Annotated in this window: 20 protein-coding genes; 4 read left to right on the top strand and 16 right to left on the bottom strand. The window is 60.8% G+C overall.

Translation table 11 applies throughout. The annotated features are described in order from the left end of the window. Positions 1-28 precede the first annotated feature (28 nt). The 3 genes from QZ079_RS01100 to QZ079_RS01090 are packed head-to-tail and all read right to left on the bottom strand — an operon-like array spanning position 29 to position 1,977. On the bottom strand, positions 29-1,153 hold the full coding sequence (locus tag QZ079_RS01100; protein WP_297033961.1) for a PTS fructose transporter subunit IIC: 1,125 nt from the start codon (positions 1,151-1,153) through the stop codon (positions 29-31). A 27-nt stretch (positions 1,154-1,180) separates the two neighbouring features. Next, the gene (locus tag QZ079_RS01095) at positions 1,181-1,504 is read right to left on the bottom strand and encodes a PTS fructose transporter subunit IIB (protein ID WP_297033959.1); all 324 of its coding nucleotides are present in this window, start codon (positions 1,502-1,504) and stop codon (positions 1,181-1,183) included. Continuing rightward, complete coding sequence (locus tag QZ079_RS01090; protein ID WP_297033956.1) at positions 1,501-1,977, bottom strand: PTS sugar transporter subunit IIA; 477 nt, start codon at positions 1,975-1,977, stop codon at positions 1,501-1,503. Before QZ079_RS01090 ends, QZ079_RS01095 begins: the two co-directional genes overlap by 4 nt. Before the next feature lie 207 nt (positions 1,978-2,184). Here QZ079_RS01090 and QZ079_RS01085 point away from each other — a divergent pair, with 207 nt between their 5' ends. Both QZ079_RS01085 and QZ079_RS01080 read left to right on the top strand, forming a co-directional pair. Further along, a complete protein-coding gene (locus QZ079_RS01085) occupies positions 2,185-3,333 on the top strand; it encodes an iron-containing alcohol dehydrogenase (protein ID WP_297033953.1) in 1,149 nt (382 codons plus the stop codon). Positions 3,334-3,556: 223 nt separating this feature from the next. Further along, positions 3,557-4,663: a GntR family transcriptional regulator gene (locus tag QZ079_RS01080; RefSeq protein WP_297033950.1), complete on the top strand. Its 1,107-nt coding sequence runs from the start codon at positions 3,557-3,559 to the stop codon at positions 4,661-4,663. Positions 4,664-4,670: 7 nt separating this feature from the next. Here the strand turns inward: QZ079_RS01080 and tmk are convergent, their stop codons facing one another. From tmk to QZ079_RS01020, 12 genes are all read right to left on the bottom strand, one after another. Beyond that, the gene (gene tmk, locus QZ079_RS01075; RefSeq protein ID WP_297033945.1) at positions 4,671-5,306 is read right to left on the bottom strand and encodes a dTMP kinase; all 636 of its coding nucleotides are present in this window, start codon (positions 5,304-5,306) and stop codon (positions 4,671-4,673) included. A gap of 51 nt (positions 5,307-5,357) precedes the next feature. Continuing rightward, the gene (locus tag QZ079_RS01070) at positions 5,358-8,078 is read right to left on the bottom strand and encodes a zinc-ribbon domain-containing protein (RefSeq protein WP_297033943.1); all 2,721 of its coding nucleotides are present in this window, start codon (positions 8,076-8,078) and stop codon (positions 5,358-5,360) included. Between the two features lie 100 nt (positions 8,079-8,178). Continuing rightward, positions 8,179-10,674, bottom strand: a complete 2,496-nt coding sequence (locus tag QZ079_RS01065; protein WP_291288940.1) for a DNA topoisomerase I — start codon at positions 10,672-10,674, stop codon at positions 8,179-8,181. A gap of 657 nt (positions 10,675-11,331) precedes the next feature. Next, positions 11,332-12,288, bottom strand: coding sequence for a hypothetical protein (locus QZ079_RS01060; RefSeq protein WP_297033937.1), 957 nt, complete (start codon positions 12,286-12,288; stop codon positions 11,332-11,334). 2 nt (positions 12,289-12,290) lie between these two features. Beyond that, positions 12,291-12,488 (bottom strand): hypothetical protein, encoded by a 198-nt coding sequence (locus QZ079_RS01055; protein WP_297033934.1) that lies wholly within the window; start codon positions 12,486-12,488, stop codon positions 12,291-12,293. 155 nt (positions 12,489-12,643) lie between these two features. Continuing rightward, entirely contained in the window at positions 12,644-12,943 is a 300-nt protein-coding gene (locus QZ079_RS01050; protein WP_297033931.1) for a helix-turn-helix transcriptional regulator, read from the bottom strand. A gap of 412 nt (positions 12,944-13,355) precedes the next feature. Further along, positions 13,356-14,042: a hydrogenase nickel incorporation protein HypB gene (hypB, locus tag QZ079_RS01045; protein WP_297033929.1), complete on the bottom strand. Its 687-nt coding sequence runs from the start codon at positions 14,040-14,042 to the stop codon at positions 13,356-13,358. 150 nt (positions 14,043-14,192) lie between these two features. Further along, positions 14,193-14,543 (bottom strand): hydrogenase maturation nickel metallochaperone HypA, encoded by a 351-nt coding sequence (locus QZ079_RS01040; protein WP_297033926.1) that lies wholly within the window; start codon positions 14,541-14,543, stop codon positions 14,193-14,195. A gap of 7 nt (positions 14,544-14,550) precedes the next feature. Then, the gene (tatC, locus tag QZ079_RS01035; RefSeq protein WP_297033922.1) at positions 14,551-15,333 is read right to left on the bottom strand and encodes a twin-arginine translocase subunit TatC; all 783 of its coding nucleotides are present in this window, start codon (positions 15,331-15,333) and stop codon (positions 14,551-14,553) included. Further along, the gene (locus QZ079_RS01030) at positions 15,333-15,977 is read right to left on the bottom strand and encodes a twin-arginine translocase TatA/TatE family subunit (protein WP_297033919.1); all 645 of its coding nucleotides are present in this window, start codon (positions 15,975-15,977) and stop codon (positions 15,333-15,335) included. The genes tatC and QZ079_RS01030 overlap by 1 nt, the downstream gene beginning before the upstream one ends. A gap of 214 nt (positions 15,978-16,191) precedes the next feature. Continuing rightward, complete coding sequence (locus tag QZ079_RS01025; RefSeq protein ID WP_297033917.1) at positions 16,192-16,506, bottom strand: STAS domain-containing protein; 315 nt, start codon at positions 16,504-16,506, stop codon at positions 16,192-16,194. Between the two features lie 71 nt (positions 16,507-16,577). Continuing rightward, positions 16,578-17,858 (bottom strand): aminotransferase class I/II-fold pyridoxal phosphate-dependent enzyme, encoded by a 1,281-nt coding sequence (locus QZ079_RS01020; protein ID WP_297033914.1) that lies wholly within the window; start codon positions 17,856-17,858, stop codon positions 16,578-16,580. Between the two features lie 245 nt (positions 17,859-18,103). On the opposite strand from QZ079_RS01020, the gene QZ079_RS01015 reads away from it, so the two are divergent. After that, entirely contained in the window at positions 18,104-18,358 is a 255-nt protein-coding gene (locus tag QZ079_RS01015) for a hypothetical protein (protein WP_297033911.1), read from the top strand. 74 nt (positions 18,359-18,432) lie between these two features. Further along, complete coding sequence (locus QZ079_RS01010) at positions 18,433-18,846, top strand: hypothetical protein (protein WP_297033908.1); 414 nt, start codon at positions 18,433-18,435, stop codon at positions 18,844-18,846. A 2-nt stretch (positions 18,847-18,848) separates the two neighbouring features. Here QZ079_RS01010 and QZ079_RS01005 read toward each other — a convergent pair. Then, positions 18,849-19,598, bottom strand: a 750-nt coding sequence (locus QZ079_RS01005) for a Na+/H+ antiporter NhaA (protein ID WP_297033906.1), incomplete at its 5' end; no start/stop codon positions are given.

Raw genomic sequence — 19,598 nt, 5'->3', positions numbered from 1 at the left:
CACCGAAGGGGATGGAACGGTTTTTCTCTTAGAAGTTCTCGAGCTGGAGATCGCCGTCCTTGATGCTCGAGGTCGCCTTGGGCTGGTTCTCGGTACCAGCGACGATGTCAAGCGGGTTCACCATGTCGGGGTTGGAGCCGTCGTCCTTGGGAACCTTCTTGATGATCGAAAGGATCACGCCGGTGATGACGCTGCCGATCGCAAGGGCGACGCAGAACATGCCGGGGTTGGTGAACAGGGGCACGGTGAGCATGCCGCCATGGGGAACGGGCGAACCGCAGCCCCAGATCATGCACAGGCCGCCGGCGACGGCAGAGCCGCACACGCAAGCAAACACGACGCGGATAAGGTCGCGGGCAGCGATGGGGATAACGCCCTCGGTGATCATGCAAACGCCCATGGGCACTGCGGCCTTCAAGGTCTCCTTCTCGGCCTTGGTGTACTTCTTAGGCGTAAGCAGAGCAGAGATGGCGATGCCGAACGGCGGGATCATGGAGCCGACGAACTTGACGGACTCCGGCCCGATGATGCCGTCGATCATGAGACCGTTGACGAACGTGGAAGCGGTCTTGTTGACGGGACCACCGAAGTCGAAGCAAGCCATGCCACCAAGAACAGCGCCGAAGACGAATTTGGAACCGCTCTGAAGGCTCGTGACCCAGTTCGTGAGCGCCTCGGACAGCCACGTGAACGGAATGCCCACGATGGTGTACATAAGCACGGAAGCGAGCGCGGTGGTGATGACCGGGATGATCATGACGGGCATGAGACCCTGAACCGCCTGCGGCACCTTGAGGTAGCCCTTGATGAGGGTGATGATGAAGCCAATGAGGAAGCCAGCGACGATACCGCCGATGAAGCCCGCCTTAATCTCGGAGCAGATGAAGCCCACGATGAGGCCGGGCGCGATGCCAGGACGGCTCGCGATGGAGTAGGCAACGCCCGCCGTGATGACCGGAACGATGCACTGCATACCATAGTTACCAGCGGTGTAGAGATAGTATCCCAAGCCGGTGGTCGAGTTGCGGACGTCGCTGTCGATAACCTGGCCGAGCGCCATGCACAGACCGGCAGCAACGACGAGCGGAATCATGTAGCCGATTGCGGTCAGCACATGACCCATGAGTTTGTTGGGCTTAAATTTGTCAAACACCTGCAGTCACCCTCTTCTCTAATTGGCCTAATTGGCGTTCTTCTTATCCAAGAGCTCCTGGATCTTGTCCAAGATGCCCCGGGAATCCTTGATCACCTTCGCGGTGCCCACGCGAACCGTAGGCTTGCCCGCGAAGCGCTCCTCGCCGGAAATGGCAACGTCGACTGCGAGCAACACGACGTCAGCCTCGGCGATCTGCTCGTCGGTGAGCACGTATTCGGGACCGATGGTTCCCTGCGTTTCGATGAAGCAGGAGTCACCGCGCTGTTTAGCGGCCTCCAAGATGTGCTCGCGCGCCATATACGTGTGCGCGATGCCTGCGGTGCAGGCGCAAACCCCTACGACTTTCATTCGTTGCTCTCCTCTCCACTCAATGCACAACGAATCGCCTCCGGATCATCCGAAGTAAGCAAGGTGTCGACCACCTCCTTATGGCACAGAGCCACCGCCACCTTGGACAGAAGATGGACTTCCTGGTTCTGATCGTCCGAACGAACGGCGAACATCACGAAGGCACGGCACGGGCCGTCATCAAGCGAAGGCCACTCGACCGCTTCTGGAATACGACCGACGGCAAGCGAGGTCTTTGAAACGCCGGTACTCTTGCTATGCGGGATGGCGATCTCGCCACCGATGCCGGTGGGACCCTCGCCTTCACGCCACCAAGCGTCTTTTAGAAACTGGGCGCGGTCAGAAAGGCAACCGGCCTTCTCGAACATGTCGGCAAACTCCTCGAGAACTTCTTCACGCGAAGTCCCTTTCATGGAGACGTTGATGAGCTCGAGCGGAAGCACATCCTCGATACTCGTCTGTGCGTCGATCATGATTCCTCCTTGCACCATTGGTGTTTTTGTGTGCATCTCTGGATTTGTTTTAACACACCGGTAGGGTTTTTTCAATTAATTGGTGTTTTTACCGTTTACCTTAAATTTTCTACCGTTTAGCAGAACATGAGCATTTGACAGTGGTGCTTTTTGCACATAGTATCGTGCTTACTTACATACCACCTATTGGTTTTTTTGGAGGGTTCAATGAAAGCATTCGACATCGTTTTTAACCGCCACCTCGTCTTTGGAGCGGGAAAGCTTCAAGAAGTACCCGGTATGCTTTCCTGGTACAAGGTGAACAAGGTGTTCCTCACCACATTCGATCGCCAGAATGCCGGCTTCCTCTCGCTTACGGAGATGCTCGATAAGGCAGGCATCGCATACGTCATCTATACCGATATCTATGGTGAGCCCGATGCGAACTGCATCAACCACGGTCGCGATCTCTATCTTGAAGAGGGTTGCGATTGCGCCGTGGCATTTGGCGGAGGCAGCATCATCGATGCGACCAAGGCCATCAACATGCTTGCCGTCAATGGCGGGAAGATCGAAGAGTACCAAATGGAGGGGCGCGAGGTGGTTACCGCTCCCCCGCTCTTCATCGCTATCCCCACAACCTCCGGCACAGGCGCCGAGGCCACGAAGACCGCCGTTGTCCTGAATAACGACAACGGACTGAAGAAGAGCCTTTATCACACCACGATGATTGCCGATATCGTCGTTCTCGATCCCGAGCTGACCCTTAGTCTCCCCGCGGCGATCACCGCAGCGACCGGCATGGACGCGTTGAGCCATGCCATCGAATCCTATGTCTCCCTCAATGCGACTCCCATCACCGAGATGTATGGCCTCGCCGCCGTGGAGCTCATCTCCCAAAACCTCGAGCGCGCTGTAAAGACCCCCGATGACATCGAGGCTCGTGGCGCCATGATGCTCGCAAGCTACTTCGGCGGCGTCGCCATCACAGCTGGAATTGGCATCGCGCACATCATGGCGCAGCCCCTGGGAGGCACGTTCAAGATTCCTCACGGCGATGCCTGCTCGATCTTCTTGTCCGCATCCGTCGAGCTTAACCGCGCTTACGCCAAGGATCGCTACGCCCGCGTCGCCGAGGCCTTCGGCGTGGACACCGCCGACCTCGATGCAGACGGCGCCACCGACGCCCTCATCGCAAAGATTGAGGAGCTTCAGAAGGCGATCGATGCCCCGTCGAAGCTCACCCCCTACCTTACCAAGGACATCCCCCTCGACGAACTTATCGACATCGTCAAGCGCACCACCGGTCATATCACCTGCAATCCCCGCCCCCTCAACGAGGATTTGATGCGCGAGGCCTACGAGATGGCGCTGTAGCTTCACGCATCGCGCAGCATCACATACCCATACGTGAAAGCGCCGGTAGATAGCCCCTACCGGCGCTTTGCATGAGATATGCCTGCCGCGATGGTGGATATTACGCACCACTGGTGTTTTTTGCTGGTATCTGCCGTACAATGCAAGTGTTAGACCATGCTGCTCGCGTCGTCTCCCCACATCGCCGCAGAAGTGGAGGAGACAGCACGAAAGGACTGGCTCCATGAAAAAGAAGGCGTTTCTCTACCAAAGACTCTACGACGATATTCGTCAGAAGATCGAACAGGGCGCCTTCGCTGCCGGCCAGCTTCTTCCCTCCGAGCGGGAGCTCGGCGATACCTACGGGGTTGACCGCACCACCGTGCGGCGCGCACTTCAAATGCTCTCTGACGATCAACTCGTCTCAAAGCTCCCTGGAAAAGGAACCATCATCGCCCCAACGGGCAGTACGGTATCCCAAGGCGCGATCAACACCACGAACTCGTCGAGTGAACCCATGCGCACCGTGGGATTCTTCATCCCGCAGAACAAAAAAGTTGCCGACAAGATCATGTTCCCAACATACACAAGCCTGCTTTACCTCACCGAGCAAGAGTGCTCCGAGCGGAACACTCGGCTCATTTATTCTGCGCTCGATGAGCAAAAGGAATTGGACGATTACCTGTCGTCGATGCGCTTTGATGGAATCATCTTTCTTAGCGCCATCTCACACAAGCATCTCAATCGGGCACTTGAGCTGGGGATTCCCTCGGTTCTCCTGAACAACCATATGCCCGAGATCATGTCCGTTTGCACCGATAACATGGAGGGCGGCGCGCAGGTCGCTCGTTATCTATACGAGCAGGGACATCGAAACATCATGCTGCTTGCGGGCAATCGGGTCTCGATTAACTGCCGCGAACGCATCCAAGGCTTCACCGATGAGCTCGCGAGCCGCGGGCTGTCATGCTATGGCGGCGTATTCGGTGGAACATCGTGGACGTTCGAAGCGGGGTATGAGGAGACGAAGCGGGCGCTTGGCGAGCTCCATACGCCCCCTACCGCGCTCTTCGCATGCGGCGACCGCCTGGCGCTCGGCGCGCTCAAGGCGTTTCAAGAGGCGGGGCTCGAAGTTCCCAACGACGTGAGCATCGTTGGGTATGACAACTCGGAGCAGGCGCGCTACGCCAACCCCAAGCTCACTTCGGTGGATACGAACCTGCCGGCGCTGAGCGCCGCCGCGGTTCGCGTGCTCCTGGGCATCTTCAACGACCCCACGCTCGCCGGGTTCCCGCTGAAGATCATGGTGCCGCCCACGCTCGTCGAACACGACAGCGTGCTTTCCCGCTAGGGCTTTCTTAGCAAGACAGCACCGAGGCCACGGCGGCCATCACGTCGGCGTGGACCGCATCGATGTCGCGCGCGGCATCGATGAGCTTCACGCGGGTGGGATCCGCCGCGGCGATCGCGCGGAACCCCTCGGCCACGCGGCGCTGGTACCCCATGCCCTTCGCCTCCATGCGATCTTGCGTGCGCGAGACGGTACGCTCGGCGGCGAGCGCGGGATCGATGTCGAATACGAGTGTGAGGTCAGGCGCGCACGCCCCCACCGCAAGCTCGTTCGCCCGCGTCACCGCATCGAGCGGCACGCCGCCCGCATGCCCCTGATAGGCGGTGGTGGAATCGTAGAAGCGGTCGCACACCACGACGCGCCCCTCGGCAAGCGCCGGCGCCACCACCTCGTGCACGAGCTGGGCGCGCGCCGCCTCATAGAGCAGAAGTTCGCACGTGGCCGACATCTCCGCGTTCGTGGGGTCGAGCAAAAGCGCGCGGATCTTCTCCGATATCGCCACACCCCCCGGCTCGCGAAGTGCCAGCACGTCGTATCCGGCGCGCTCGAGGTCTTCGGCCAACAAACGTGCCTGTGTGGACTTACCACAGCCGTCGATACCCTCGACGGTGATGAAGCGACCGGCGCACGCAGCGTCCGACATCGCGCACTCCTCTCCCCATGATGATAATTTCAGTACCCGGTACTGAAATTATCATGCCGCGGCGCTCGTTCCCACGAGCGACGGATCCTCGAACGCGTGCACGTAGACAAGCTGCATCCCCTCGGAATACGGACCTACCTCGTAGGGCATGATGGCGATGGCAACGCCGTCGCTCGTCGCGAAGTAGCGTGAAGAGTCGGCCGCCATGCCTTCAAGCGATGTGTCGTCCGCACCGGTCAGGTTGGGGTTTTCGGCAAGATAGGCCTTGATCGCATCGACTGACTCGGCCTGGAGATCCTCCCACGAAATGCCGAGCGCCTCATCGACACGCAGTTCCTCGCCACTCGACAGGTCATAGAATGCGCCGGATATCGACTCCTCGCCATGGGCGCCGCCGAGGAATACATAGCGCTCGCTCCGCACACACGCGATGTTACCTTCGAGATACGTCACCTCGTCGCAGTGCACCCACACCTGCGCCTCACCCGAATCAATCGTCCACGCTTGCGTGACCGCAAGGTCGTCCTCGTAGCTCTGCTTGAGAGAGGCGTTCAGCGCGTCGAGCGCCTCGGTCGTGGAGCCGTCCTCGAGCGCGAACTGCGGGTACGTCCAGGAGCGCGTTTCCTCCCAGTCCGTACCTTCACCCTGCGAGGTGGTGAACGTCACGTCCGCCTCGCTGTTCACATAGGTATACGTGGCCTCGGCGGGGTCTTCCTCCGCATCCTCCTCGGGCGCGAACGCTTCAAGCGCCTCGTCACCAGCAGCGGCCTCAAGCGCCCCAATGGTTCCTTCGGTATAATCCGGCAGTCCGGCGGTTTCGATGATCTCGAACTCCGGCTCCTCTTCACTCTGCGCCTGCGGCTCGTTGCTTACCGGGCAGCTAAACTCGTAGCTTGCCGTCTGCGTAAGCAAATCCTGGAAGCCCCCCCATTCGTCTTCGGAAACCTCTTCGCCGGCGATCTGGAACGTCGTCTCCAGTGAGCCATCATCATAGCTAAACGTATCGGTTCGCAGCGCATACAGCTCGAAGCTCTGTTCCCCCATGCCGTAGTATCCGGTGTAGGTAATCTCGGAATTCGTGTCGGCAGCCGCAGTGGGATCCCCGAACGAAATAGACTCAAGGAGGATCTGATCCTCGCCGCCTTCTTGCGGCAGTGCATAGAGCCCCTGGTAGAAATACCCACCGTTCGAGTACGGCGGATGACCCTCGTACACCTGCTCGACTGCCTCGTCGGTATACTTCCACACCGCGATGGTATACGCATCGGTGTCAAACGACATCGTCTCGAGTCCCGAGGCGTCGCCAACAACGGTAAGCAGTTCGTTCATGCCGTCGCCGTCGAAGTCGAGAAGCTTCACAAGAGCGAGCCCGTTCGCGGCAAGCTCCATGCCGTCGTGGAGCTCGATCGCCTCAGGCTCACCATACTCGTCGATGAGGTCTTGGCAGGTGTAGTAGAAGAGCGCCGAAGCGATCTCCTCGTCGGTAAATTCCTCCTCTTCGGCAGCGGGCTCCTCGGGAGAGGACGGCTCCGGCGCAGGAGGCTCCACCACGACTTCCTCCTCAGCCTTGGGGTTATCCTCCTCATAGTGGACGGGGATGCGCTGCTCGTCGTTGGAGGAGCTCGACGAAGACTCGCCCTGCGAATCGTCCGGCACGATCACGAGCACGTAGTCGCCATCCGGCACCTCGCCGAAGTTTTCCATGGTGAAACCGTTGTTCCCCGTTACACGAATCTCGGCGACGACCTGGTTGAGCTCCTCGCTCGCGCTGCTGCTCGAGGCCGCATCGTCCGAGGCTTGGCGCATGAGGTACACCACATAGGACGTGAGCTCGCCGCCGGATTCGTCGCGCGGGCGCACGCGCGTCACAACGGAGCACTGTACGGGATCCGTCTGCCCGTACGTCACCGTAGGAACGTCTTTCCCCATGATACGGGGCAGCACGAAGATGCCGAAGAACGCTCCCGCAGCGACGACGAGCAGGGCGATTGTGGCAATAAGGGCGGTCGGGCGCTTCTTGCGCGGGGCCTCGGGCGCGGGCTGCCGACCGTCCTGTCCGGCCTCGTCACTTGCCATGTGCGCGGGCGCGAGCACCGTCGTCTCGGTTGTCCCCGCATCGGCGGCATCTTCCGATGCAGACCACAGCGCACGCTCGGCTGCCGCAGCATCGGCCGCAGCCTCGGCGCGCTCGGCATCGGCGATGACCTCGGTTTCGGCTGCCGGGAGCACAGTCGTTTCAGCGTGTTCGGGCATGACGGTGGTCTCATCCGCACCGTCCGGCAGCACGGTCGTCTCGCTAGCGTCGTTCTGCATGACGGTGGTCTCGTCCGCGCCATCGGGCAATACGGTCGTTTCTCCGGAATCACTCGGCATGGCTGTGGTCTCATCCGTGCCGTCCGACAGCACGGTCGTCTCGCCCGAATCGCTCAGCATGACCGTGGTCTCGCCGGCATCGGCGGATGCACTTTCGGCATCGTCGGAAGCGTCATCCACAGCGGCGGCTTGAGCGGAATCCTCGTGCACCTCGGGCTGATCGCATGATTCCTCGTCAGGCGCTTCCCCAGAATCTTCCTGCATCATGGGCGCAGCCTCATCTGCAGGTTCAAGCTCAGACGCCGCCTTCGGCTCCGCGACGGCTTCATCAACGCCGGCATCTTCCACGGGAACAGCCTCGCGCTCTTCGCGCGTCACGATCTTCGCGACCGGCGCACCGCAATTCGTACAGAACTTCGCACCATCGGGCAGCTCACGGCCGCACGTCGTACAAAACATCGCATTTCCTCCGCTCTTCGAGCGTATTAATCCATGTGTATGATACGACGAAGCGCGGACAAATTGTCAGAATGACAGAAGCCAGTCTTACCGGATTGCGTCATTTCTTGGTACGGGCACGACCCCTGCCGCGACCGCGGCCGCTCGCCGCCTTCTTCTCCTTGCCGGGGCAATCCATGTTCACGCAGATGCGCCACGGGCCGCGCGCGGTCTCGACTACCACGATGGGCGCGCCGCAGTGTTCGCATACCTCGCCGGTGGCCTCGAGCTTGCCGCGTGCGGGCAGCGGATAGCTCGTGCCGCATTCGTCGTAGTTCGTGCAACGGATGAAGCGCTTGCCGCTCTTCTCGCTCTTGTGCGCCACAAGCTCGCCATGGCGGCCCGCCTCGGCGCACGCCTTGCACTCCCCCACCACCACATCGGGCTCGAAGTTCGTGGGGCACTGCGGGTTCACGCACATCTCGTACGCTTTTTGGCGGAATGGCTGGCACTTGATGCGTGGGGCACCGCACTCGGGGCACACGGCAGCGTCGCCCTCGAGCGGGCTCACCTTCACGCCGCTCGGCACGGGGTAGGTCACATCGCACTCCGGCCATCCCATGCAGCCGATGAAGCTGCCGCGCGTCTTGGCACTCGTCTTCATGACGAGATCCTTGCCGCACTTGGGGCAGGCGCCCACGCGGGCATCGGCCGTCACCGCGTCCGCGATGGCGTCGCCGAGGTCGTCCTTGTGCTCGATGAGCGTATCCAGAAGCCCCGCCAAGAGCGCGCGCGAATGCTCGACCACGTGGTCTTGCGTGTCCTGGCCTTCGGCCACGTGCGTCATGTCCTCGTCGAGCTCGGCAGTCATCTCGGGCGTAGTGATGCGCGGCGCATAGGTGTGCAGCGCGTCGATAATCGCCATGCCGAGCTGACTGGGCTCGATGGGGTCGTTCTTGAGGTACTTCACGGTATACAGGCGCTCGATGATGCTCGCGCGCGTGGACTTCGTGCCCAAGCCGCGCTTTTCCATCTCCTGCACCAAACGGCCTTGGCTATAGCGCGCGGGAGGCTCGGTCTGCTTCGCTTCGAGCACGATGTCTCGAACATCGATGACGTCGCCCTGCTCAAGCGGCGGAAGCTGCTCGTCTCGCTTGAGGCCGTAGGGATATGCCTCGCGGAAACCCGCATCCACGAGCACGTCGCCGCTCGCGGTGAAGGGCTCGCCTTCCACGTCGATAGCAAGCTTCGTGTTCTCGATGGTCGCAGGCCCCATAAGCGTCGCAAGGAAACGACGTGCGATGAGCATGTAGAGCTTCTTCTGGCCGCCGTCGAGCGAATCCGGGTTGCCCTGGCCGGTGGGATGGATGGGCGGATGGTCCGTGGTCTCGGTCTTGCCGCGCGTGGGCTTCATGGGACCGGCGAGCACCTTCTGACACACGGGACGGAGCGCCGGGTTGTTCGACGCGAGACCGTCCACGATGCCCTTAAGGTCGAGCGTACGCGGATAGACCGTGTTGTCGACGCGCGGATACGAGATGAGACCCGCCATGTAGAGGCTTTCAGCGATGCGCATGGTGCGCGCCGGCGAGATGCCTTCCGCGGCTGCAGCCGCCTGTAGGCTCGTAGTGTTGAACGGCGTGGGAGGCTGCTGCTTGCGGCTGCGCTTCGCGACCTCGGTGATGGTGCCCGTCGTGGCGTGCTCCACATGAGCGAAAGCCGTCTCCGCCGCCGTCTTGTCGGTGAAGCGCGTGGTGGCGTGGCCGATCTTGAACGCAGCGTCCGGATCGTCTTGCGGGGCGCCGAAGCCGCGGATCTGCCAGTAGTCTTCCGGCACGAACGCCATGCGCTCGCGCTCGCGCTCCACCACGAGAGCGAGTGTAGGGGTCTGCACGCGACCGGCGGAGCGCACGTTGCCGAAGCCGCCGAAGCGGGCGAGCGTGAGGTAGCGCGTGAGCACGGCACCCCAGATGAGGTCGATGTACTGGCGCGATTCGCCGGCGTCCGCGAGGTCTTGGTCGAGCTCGACGAGGTTGTCGAAGGCCGCCGTGACTTCGCCCTTGATGAGCGCGGAATAGCGCGCACGGCTCGTAGGCACGTCCGGTGCTACCTCGCGCACGCAGGAAAGCGCGTCCGAGCCAATGAGCTCGCCCTCGCGGTCAAAGTCCGTCGCGATGATCACATGGTCGGCCTTCTTGGCGAGGTTCTTGAGGACGCGGATGATCTCCTTCTCCGCAGGCTTCTTCACCACGGGAGCCCACGTGAGATACGGCAGGCTCTCGACCTTCCAGCCCTTGATGTTGATGCCATTCGCAAGGTAGGGCTTGCGCTTCGTGGCATACGGGGGACGCGCGAGGCCATCCGGGACATCGGCGGGGAGCACCTCACCGTCTTCGGACACGCTATACCAACCGGTCTTCTTGTCGAAGAGGATCTCGTCGGGGAAGTCTGGCGCGAGGATGTGGCCGGCAAGACCCATGGAGACCCAGTCTTCGCCCTTCACCGTGAAGCGATAGACCTGTGTGTTGTACACCTTATCCGTCTTGGGCTTGCCGTCTGCCAAAAGCTGGGCGATCTTCTGTGCCGCGATGTTCTTTTCTGCGATAACGAGTTTCAACGTTTGACCTCTTGCTGCTTGCTGCGGGCGCCTGCACGCCCGTCACTGTTCTAGCCGGAAACTATACACGAGTTGCCTACCGTTTACGAAATCCCCACCAGCGCTTGTTACATAACCCCAGGGGTTTTTCGACATGCAACAGGTCAAATAACCCCAGGGGTTTTTAACATGCGGCGTGGCAGAGCTCCCCCGCAGAATGCGCAAACTTCCCATACACCCCTCCCCAGATTCGGGGTACACTATGGACAGCGGCAGAGCCCGTACCACATCTACGGGCGGCGCTACGTTGTTGGGTGGGCTAGCTGCAACTAGCCCACTTTACTTTTTACGTCGCGTCATCCGCCATCGCGTATACTCCTTTCGGGTTCTGCTCGCCGCAATGCCAAGCATCACAACGTAATTCGTCGCCTTGAGGATCTTCACGACCATATCCAAAGATACGTCCATGGGCTTCACTCCCCTTCTGCGCGCGACACTCAGCCGCGCGCCGATCGAGTAGCGCCGCCCGCGAACGGACTCTACCGTATGGTGAGTATGCCACAACTCACATACTTTGTTTAGTTAAATTATGGCTTCTACCTGCGGAAATACCTTGTCATAATCTGGCAGAAACCCGGCACGAACCTGGCAGAAACCTGGACAAAATCTTGCACGGATCTACATCCACGTAAGGTGAATTGAGGCATCCAGCCCATCTATGGTCACGTGCGAGGAGCCGTCACCATATACATACATGCCTTCCCCCGTGCGCTCAAGCCCTTCACCCAGCTCGCTCTGAACATCGATGGTCGCCTCGGTGACATCGAGCGTGAAACCGGAACCTTTGACAAGAGAGAGATTGGTCACCGCGTCGATGGAGGAAACGGCAAGCTCTTTCGGAAGGCCATCGACCAGCGCGAGCGTTTGCGTGCCATCAACCGTATTGAATTCAAGGCGTTCAGCCACACGCCCGGAGAGCTCGACGCTTTCGTCAACTCCATTGCAGGTCACCGTTCGCGCATCAATTCCTTCAATCTTGTACTGCGCGTCGACGCTATCGAGCGTAACCGAGTCGCAGGCAACGCCGATAAGCTCGGCATCGCTGCTCACGCTCGCAATAGCCACGTCTTCTAGCGACCAATCCTTCCCAGCGGGGAGCTCGACGGTAAGGCGCATGGGAGGATAGTCCTTGCCACGCGTGTCCGACGGCAGACCATCATCGACCACAAGCGTGTCACCGCGCATCGTAAACGACGCCTTCAGAGGATCGAGCTTATACGATCCCGCAGGTACTTCAACATGAACGACAAGTCTATCGCCCGTGCCCGGCACAACGGAAAGCGAGCCGCTGCGCCATTCCAAATCGAGATTCCGTACCTCGGAGGCTTGGAAAGAAGCGCTTTGCTCATAGGGTTCATCAAGCGTTACGAAAGCAGAGGATGCGGAAGAGCCCTGTGAACGGGTGCTCGACACCGCGCGCGAAACGATTTCTGAAATCCATCGGGCGCCGACTCCAGACCAGCCTCCGCGCAGCAGAAACCCTATGGGCATGAACAGCAAGATGGCTATAACCGCCGCCGCAACGGCGACCTTGATCTTCTCTGATGTCGTGAGCTTTGCAAAGGGGTTCTTCATGGTTACTCCTCCCCTTCAACGTCATCGTTGCGCAGCGATGCTTCAGCGTCGACGCGCGCTTGAGCCGCATCCATGATGTTCGCAAGCCAGCGGTATACCGGGATGGTAAAGAAGACCAGGAATGAGAACGGTGCCGCCCCGAAGATGGTGGCACGAACCAGAAGGGAATCATGAGAATGCCGTAGGGGAATGAGCGCCACGCACCCTTCTGTTTTCTCGTGCCACCCTGCGCTTCCGCATACGCGATACACTCGCTCGCGCGCGTCGCCTGCCGACTCGCATGCGTCGCTGCTGCCGCTGCCTGCGCTGCAGCGCGGCTTGCCTCAGCAGCGGCCTGCGCAGCATCGGAAGCAGCTTAGCTGTTTGCCTCTTCGCGCCCTCGACGTTTCTCCTCCTCTGCCCGATGCTTCGTGCGCTCGGCGTCTTCAAAGGAGACATCGTCTTCGATATCTTTATCTATATTGAGTAAGTCATCGAGACTCACGCCGTAGAGTCGGGCGAGTGCGATGAGGTTATCGGTGTCGGGCGAGCTTTCCGCACGCTCCCACTTCGATACCGCCTGACGCGACAGCCCGAGCGCATTCGCGAGCGATTCCTGGCTGTAGCCCTTCTGCTTTCGCAAGTCCGCAAGGCGCTGAGCGATCTTGACGTTCATGGACTCTCCCGTCCGTTAAGCGCTGAGAATTCCGCGCGTTGGATCATTCCACGGTACCGATAGCCATACCGTACACGACGACACGGTTTCAAACGAGCATCTCTGGTGGGAATTTACCGCAACTATTGGTTGCCGACGGGGCGAATCTCTCGCATTTGGACGATTATTCTGCCTGGAGAACACTTCGTTTCGGATATCAACGGTTGCGCGCGAACCCGCCAAGTAGCCACCCGGAACGCACGCACGCTACCTGCGGTGACTATGAAACGATAAGCCTTGCTACTCGATGGGTTCAAGAACAACCGTTGATATCCGAAATGAATGGCGATTCAACGCTTATATCGGCCCTTTGACTGTCTGCAGACTGCCAGAGCCTCGGAGCTAGCGGCCACGTACATTTACCCCAAGGATTTTAACGTGAGCGCGCCGTGCGCACCTGCTCGGCAAGCCAGGATGCCCACTCATCCATGCCGGTATCCTTCGTAGCGCTCACCTCGAAACGCGGCGCGCGTGGGTTGAGATCGTCCAGTACGCGGTTGTAACCCTCAAAGTCGAAATCAAACGCCGAAGCGACGTCGATCTTGTTGAGCAGGAGCGCACCTGCATGCTGGAAGATGCCGGGGTACTTGATGGGCTTGTCATCTCCCTCAGGTACGGAAAGAATCATGACGCAGAGGTTCTCGCCCAAGTCGAAATCGACGGGGCACACGAGGTTGCCAACGTTTTCGATGAAGACGACGTCGATGTTCTGGAGTCCCACGGCCTTGTCGAAGGCGTCGACCGCCTGGCCGATCATGTTGCCTTCGAGGTGGCACAGACCGCCGGTGTTGATCTGGATGGCCGGCATACCGGCTTCTTTCATGAGCTGGGCGTCCACATCGCTCGCGATGTCGCCCTCGATGACGGCGCAGGTGAGGCCGAAGGTATCGCGCAGGCGCTCGTTCGTGGCGAGGATCGTCGAACTCTTGCCCGAGCCGGGACTCGAGAGCACGTTCACCACGTAGGTGCCGGACTCGGCGAAGCGCTCGCGCAGCTCGGCAGCCAGACGCTCGTTTCGTGAGAGAATCGGCTGCTCAAGGCTGATAGTGTACTCGGACATGCCGCGCCTTCTTTCTCATGCCAACTGTCAGCAGGCTCGCTTCCAGCTGGGTTGGTTGGGGACGGGTTCAATCCAACCCGCCATCGGGGACGGGGGTTATTGGTTGGTGAGGTACCTCACCAACCAATAACCCCCGTCCCCGATGGCAGGTCACGGCAAATCGACTTCCATGGAGACAATCTCGAGCTCGCGACCAGTGATCAGGTGCGTCTCGGCACTTCCACAGGCGGGGCACCGCACATGGAAGCGGCTGTGCTCGAATTCCTCGCCGCAGGCAAGACAGCGACTCCGAGGGTGCACTTCCTCCACACGAAGCTCGCTTCCCCGCATGAGCTCGTCATCCTCGCTCAAGACGTCCCATGCGAAATCGAGCGTCTCGGGCACCACCTCGCGCATATCACCGATGCGCAGCGTCACGGCGACCACTCGCAACGCCCCGGCATCGCGCGCAGCACGCGAGACGGTCTCGAGGATGCCGGAAACGATCCCGAGCTCGTGCACGCGGTCCTTACGCCTCCTCGTCGCTGGCGAAGAGGCCCACGCGACTGCCCTTCAAACCCTGCTTGCCCTCGCGCGCAACGATCACGAAACGCGTGACGAGCAACGACGCCTCATACAGCGAGAGCAACACGGCATACATGAAGAGCATTGTGACGGGGCTCGCGTCGGGCGTTACCGTCGCAGCAACCACAGCCATGATCACATAGATGTAGCGCCAGGCACCGCGGAACGTCGCATACGGCACGATGTGGAACACCGCGAGATAAAAGACGAAGAGCGGCAGCTCAAACGCCACACCGAAGCCGATCATAAGCAGCACCTCGGTGTTGAGGTAGTTCTCGAGATCGGCGAAGGCGGTGGCGATGGCATTCGCCTCACCGACAAGCCATTCGAACGCCGAGGGGACGATAAAGAGATAGCAGAACACCGCTCCGATGAAGAAGAGCGCCGTAGCGAGGAAGAGCGTCGGCACAACCCAGCGGCGCTCGTTAGGCTTGAGCGCAGGCAGGAAAAAGCCGAGGATCTGCCACAAGATGATAGGAACGCACACCACGGCGGCCGTCTTGATAGCGATCGAGAAGCGCAGGCTGAAGCCGCCAAGCGAGCTCATGATATAGAACTTGTCGCCCACGAACGGAGCGATGGGATCGGTGAGCAGGTCGATGATAGTAGGCGTAGCGAAGTAGAACACCGCCGTGCCGATAATCACCGCAACGATGATGATGGTCAGGCGACGACGCAGCTCTCCAAGATGGTCGAGCAGCGGCATGCGAGCAGGTCCGACGGGCATTACTGCTCACCCCCTTCCGCATTCGCTGCCCCTGCGGGCGCGGCGTCCTCGGTCTCGACGGCATCGGCAGCGGGAGCCTCAGAAGCATCGTCCCTGGCAGCGCTCTCCACCTCCGCTGCACGGCGACGCGGACGACGAGCGTAGAGATCAGCGATGCTCTTCTGCTCGGATGCCTCGGCAGCCTCTACCGCCTCGGTCTCGACGGCATCTGCAGTGGAAGCAGCGTCTGAAGAAGCAGACTCCTCGGCCTCTGCGGCAGGCTCACCCGCGGCCGGGCTCTCGCCATCGGCAGCGGCCTCTGCAGCGGCCTTCTCGGCAGCCAGACGGGCGCGGCGCTCGGCGAACGTCTCCTTACGCGCCTCGGCCACCTTCTCGGCAGCGATGTCTGCAGGCGCGTCAGCATCTGCATCGGCGTCGTCATCTACCGCAGCGGCCTTCTTCGCAGTCGAAGATGCATTCGCGGCAGCAGCCATGGGGTCGATGACCTCGGTCTGCACAACGTTCGTCACCTTCTGCTGCGTCTCGCGGAACTGCCGGATCGCGCGGCCGATCGTCTTGCCCGCTTGCGGCAGCTTATCTGGTCCGAACAGCAAAAACGCGAAGACCAGGATGATGATGAGCTCGGTTTGTCCAATTCCGAACACAGATACCTCCAGAAACGTATGGACGCGCACCACACAGGCGATGCGACACCATCATGCAACCGCAAAAGTATACCGCCTTTGCAGGCGCAAGGAAAAAGCCTAACTTCGGCTTTACAGTCTCCGAAACAATTGCGGCGAACCAACTGCCCGCCATGGAGCTGCCAGCTGCCGCCAAGTAGCCAGCTGCCGTAGAGCAACCGGCTGCAGCATGCGCTTATTGGGCGGAAATGGCGATCTCCGCATCGACGCCCAGAAGCTGCGCCACGCGCATGACGCCCGGTTGAGCCTTCACGACCGAGAAACGCTTGCCGTGCTCCTCGGCATGGTGCGCCGCGCCCACGAGCACGCCGATGCCCGTCGAGTCGATGTACGCCACATGCTCGAAATCGAGCTGCACTTCCTCCGTGGGCTGCTCAAGCGCCAGGTCGATCGCATCGCGCACCTTCGAAGCGTTCGAGATGTCGACCTCGCCCTCGATGTCGATCACATAGCGCTCGGGCGACGCCGCAGTGGTGATAACGAGTTCCATACCATATCCAATCTAGCTAACGGCCTGCACAGCGCCGCTTTTGACAGCGCAGCGCAAGCCTGCTGGTTTCACTACCGCGCCTCGAGTGCAAGCTGCGCCGAGACGAGCTTCGTGGCGAGCACGAGCACATCGAGCGCCGCTTCGAGCTCTTCCACGCTAGGGTACGTGGGCGCGATGCGGATGTTCGTGTCGTGTGGATCCTTGCCATACGGCCAGGTGGCCCCTGCCGGTGTAAGCTTCACGCCGAGTTCTGCACACAAAGCCGCGACGCGCTTGGCCGAGCCCTCGGGGCCGTCGAAGCTCACGAAGTAGCCGCCGTTGGGGTGCGTCCAGGTCGCGCAACCCGTATCCGCAAGCCCCTCGGTGAGCTTGCGCTCCACCGCCGCGAAGCGCGGGCGCAGGAACTCAGCGTGCTTGCGCATGTGGGCACGCACGGCATCGAGGCTGGGCAAAAAGCGCGTGTGCATGAGCTGGTTGAGCTTGTTCGCGCTGATGAGGCCCACCTGCAGGGTGCGCGAGACCTCGGCGACGTTCGCGGGGCTCGACCCAAAGAAGGCGATGCCCGCACCCGGGAAGGTGATCTTCGAGGTCGAAGCCACGCCCAGGATGCGATCCTCGTTGCCGGCTTCGCGCGCGATATCGAAGATGTTCGCGAGCGTGTCGCCCTCGTCGGTGAGGTCGTGCACGGCGTAGGCGTTATCCCACACGATGCGGAAATCGGGCGCGGCCTTCATGGTCGCGAGACGGCGCACCGTCTCCTCGGAATACGTGATGCCCGTGGGGTTCGAGTATTTCGGCACGCAGAACATGCCCTTGATGGAATCGTCCTCGGCGCAGAGGCGCTCAACCTCGTCCATGTCCGGGCCGGTCTCGGTCATGCGCACGGGAATGTTCTCGATGCCCAGGTGCTCGGTGATGCCGAAGTGACGGTCGTAGCCGGGTGCGGGGCACAGGAACTTCGTGTGCTCGAGCTTGCTCCACGGCGTGTAGCCGGGCACGCCCATCTCCCAGTAGTGGATGAGAATGGACTGCATGATGTTCAAGCTCGACGAGCCGAGCACGATCGTCTGCTCGGGCGGCACGCCGATGAACTCTCCCGCCAGACGGCGCGCGGAGGGAATGCCCTCGAAGCAACCGTAGTTGCTGCAGTCGATGCCCCCGTCCGTAAGATCTGCATCGCTCGTCAAGAGGTCGAGCATGGGACGCGAGATGTCCACCTGAGCGGGACTCGGCTTGCCGCGCGCCATGTCGAGCTTGAGCCCTTTGGCGCGCGTCTCTTCGACCTCGCGCTCGAGTTCAGCGATGGCGGCCTTGAGCTCCTCGTCGCTCATCTGCTGGTATATCGTCTCCATATACGCCTCCCCTATCGTGCGGACGGCGCACGCCTGCACACTGTAGATATGTTCTGGGACAGTATACCGGGTTCGCGGCGCACGACGGTGGGGCGAGAAACCGCAACATACTAATAGCATGGCGTTTGGGAAGGGCGGAGCACAGGTACGCCAACAGGATAACCGCAAGATCGTGCTGCCGGCGCCGATGATACAATCCAACCTAACTGGTTTTTCATGCGCCGAACGATGCGAGGAGCCGTGCCATGGATCAATTTGAGTTTCGCGCTGAAGGGTTCGGCGAACTGCAGGGCCTCGTCGATGCACTCTACGCCACGCACGAGGTCGTCGACCGACTCGACCTGGTGATGCAAGCCGAAGTGCTCGATCTCGACCCCGATCTTCTTGAGATCGTGAACCTGCTGCCTCCTGGCCGCTATGAGCGCCAACGCCTCTGCGACCAGCTTAACTCCGCACTCGCCGCCCACGGCTGGGGCGGCACCTACGGCACTGTCGAATAACATGTAATGTAAAATTACCCCAGGGGTTTTTAACATCCCGCAGGGTCTACATCCTCACTGAAGCGAGGCGCACCATGGCAGACTTCATGACCGAGCGCAACGAGGCCATCCAGGCGGCAAACGTTGCCTTAGAGCATCTGTATCGTTCTCAGGAGCTTTTGAACTCCGCCGGCAACTGGGGCATGTTCGACATCTTCGCCGGCGGCGCACTCACCTCGTTTATCAAGCGTGGCAAAATGAGCGACGCGCAGGCAGAACTCGACGCCGCGCGCTCCGCCCTACGCATACTCGCGCGCGAGGTGCGCGACGTCGAGGAAGCGGGCGCGTTCCAGATTGCAAGCGGCGACTTCCTCTCGTTCGCAGATATGTTCTTCGATAACGCGTTCCTCGATATTTACGTGCAGACGCAGATTTCGGAAGCGAAGCGGCAAGTAGCAGGCGCAATCCAGCAGGTTGAAGCGCTGCGCGACCGCCTTTCCCGAATGTAGATTCACCCCAGGGATTTTTTACCATTCTCGGCGCAGGCAAAATGCATGAACACGAGACCGATGAGCGCTGCGGAAACCGACCCGGCAAGGATCGCCGTCTTCGCTGCGAGCAACTCGGCGGGAATCTGCGTGAACGCGAGCCCCGCGATGAGGATCGACATGGTGAAGCCGATGCCACCTAAGATACCCATGCCGGCGATGTGTGGCCAACGCACGCCCTGCGGCAGCTCTGCCAAACCAGTACGTACCATGAGGTAGGTCACGCCGAAGATGCCGAGCGGCTTGCCCACGAGCATGCCCAGGTACACGCCTACGGCCACGGAATCGGCCACGAGCGTCATCACGTCCACGCCCACAAGCCTCACCTGTGCGTTCACGAACGCGAAGAGCGGCAGGATGATGAAATTCACCGGGGTAGAGATGCGATGCTCCAGGCGCTGCAAGGGCGGCGTCACACGGTGCATGACGCGTTCGACGCCATACACAGCATGCGTGAAATCGTGCTGGCCCAAGATGTGAGCCTCGTCGTCGAAACGGTCGTCGAGCTCGGGGAGCTTCGACTCGACCCATGAGACCAGCACGCGGGCGTTGATGTCCGAACGTGCAGGCATGGTGAATGCCAAGATCACGCCGGCGAGCGTCGCGTGCACACCGCTCTGGTAGAGGCAGAACCACAACACCAGGCCGAGCGTGAGGTACGGTGCCACGCCGAAGTGCCGCCGCCAGTTGAGCGCCGCGAGCGCCGCTGTGGC

It is taken from the genome of uncultured Enorma sp. (assembly GCA_905210055.1).
Classification (GTDB): Bacteria; Actinomycetota; Coriobacteriia; order Coriobacteriales; family Coriobacteriaceae; genus Enorma.
Note: the sequence above shows the minus strand (reverse complement) of the source record. Positions and strands in the feature narration are given on the sequence as shown.

Excerpts from the sequence above, each read along its gene's own strand:
- QZ079_RS01095 (WP_297033959.1), bottom strand. The coding sequence starts at position 1,504 with ATGAAAGTCGTAGGGGTTTGCGCCTGCACCGCAGGCATCGCGCACACG.
- QZ079_RS01070 (WP_297033943.1), bottom strand. The coding sequence starts at position 8,078 with ATGTTTTGTACGACGTGCGGCCGTGAGCTGCCCGATGGTGCGAAGTTC.
- QZ079_RS01020 (WP_297033914.1), bottom strand. The coding sequence starts at position 17,858 with ATGGAGACGATATACCAGCAGATGAGCGACGAGGAGCTCAAGGCCGCC.
- QZ079_RS01090 (WP_297033956.1), bottom strand. The coding sequence starts at position 1,977 with ATGATCGACGCACAGACGAGTATCGAGGATGTGCTTCCGCTCGAGCTC.
- hypB (WP_297033929.1), bottom strand. The coding sequence starts at position 14,042 with ATGTCCGAGTACACTATCAGCCTTGAGCAGCCGATTCTCTCACGAAAC.
- tmk (WP_297033945.1), bottom strand. The coding sequence starts at position 5,306 with ATGTCGGACGCTGCGTGCGCCGGTCGCTTCATCACCGTCGAGGGTATC.
- QZ079_RS01060 (WP_297033937.1), bottom strand. The coding sequence starts at position 12,288 with ATGAAGAACCCCTTTGCAAAGCTCACGACATCAGAGAAGATCAAGGTC.
- QZ079_RS01010 (WP_297033908.1), top strand. The coding sequence starts at position 18,433 with ATGGCAGACTTCATGACCGAGCGCAACGAGGCCATCCAGGCGGCAAAC.
- tatC (WP_297033922.1), bottom strand. The coding sequence starts at position 15,333 with ATGCCCGTCGGACCTGCTCGCATGCCGCTGCTCGACCATCTTGGAGAG.
- QZ079_RS01050 (WP_297033931.1), bottom strand. The coding sequence starts at position 12,943 with ATGAACGTCAAGATCGCTCAGCGCCTTGCGGACTTGCGAAAGCAGAAG.
- QZ079_RS01080 (WP_297033950.1), top strand. The coding sequence starts at position 3,557 with ATGAAAAAGAAGGCGTTTCTCTACCAAAGACTCTACGACGATATTCGT.
- QZ079_RS01085 (WP_297033953.1), top strand. The coding sequence starts at position 2,185 with ATGAAAGCATTCGACATCGTTTTTAACCGCCACCTCGTCTTTGGAGCG.
- QZ079_RS01015 (WP_297033911.1), top strand. The coding sequence starts at position 18,104 with ATGGATCAATTTGAGTTTCGCGCTGAAGGGTTCGGCGAACTGCAGGGC.
- QZ079_RS01025 (WP_297033917.1), bottom strand. The coding sequence starts at position 16,506 with ATGGAACTCGTTATCACCACTGCGGCGTCGCCCGAGCGCTATGTGATC.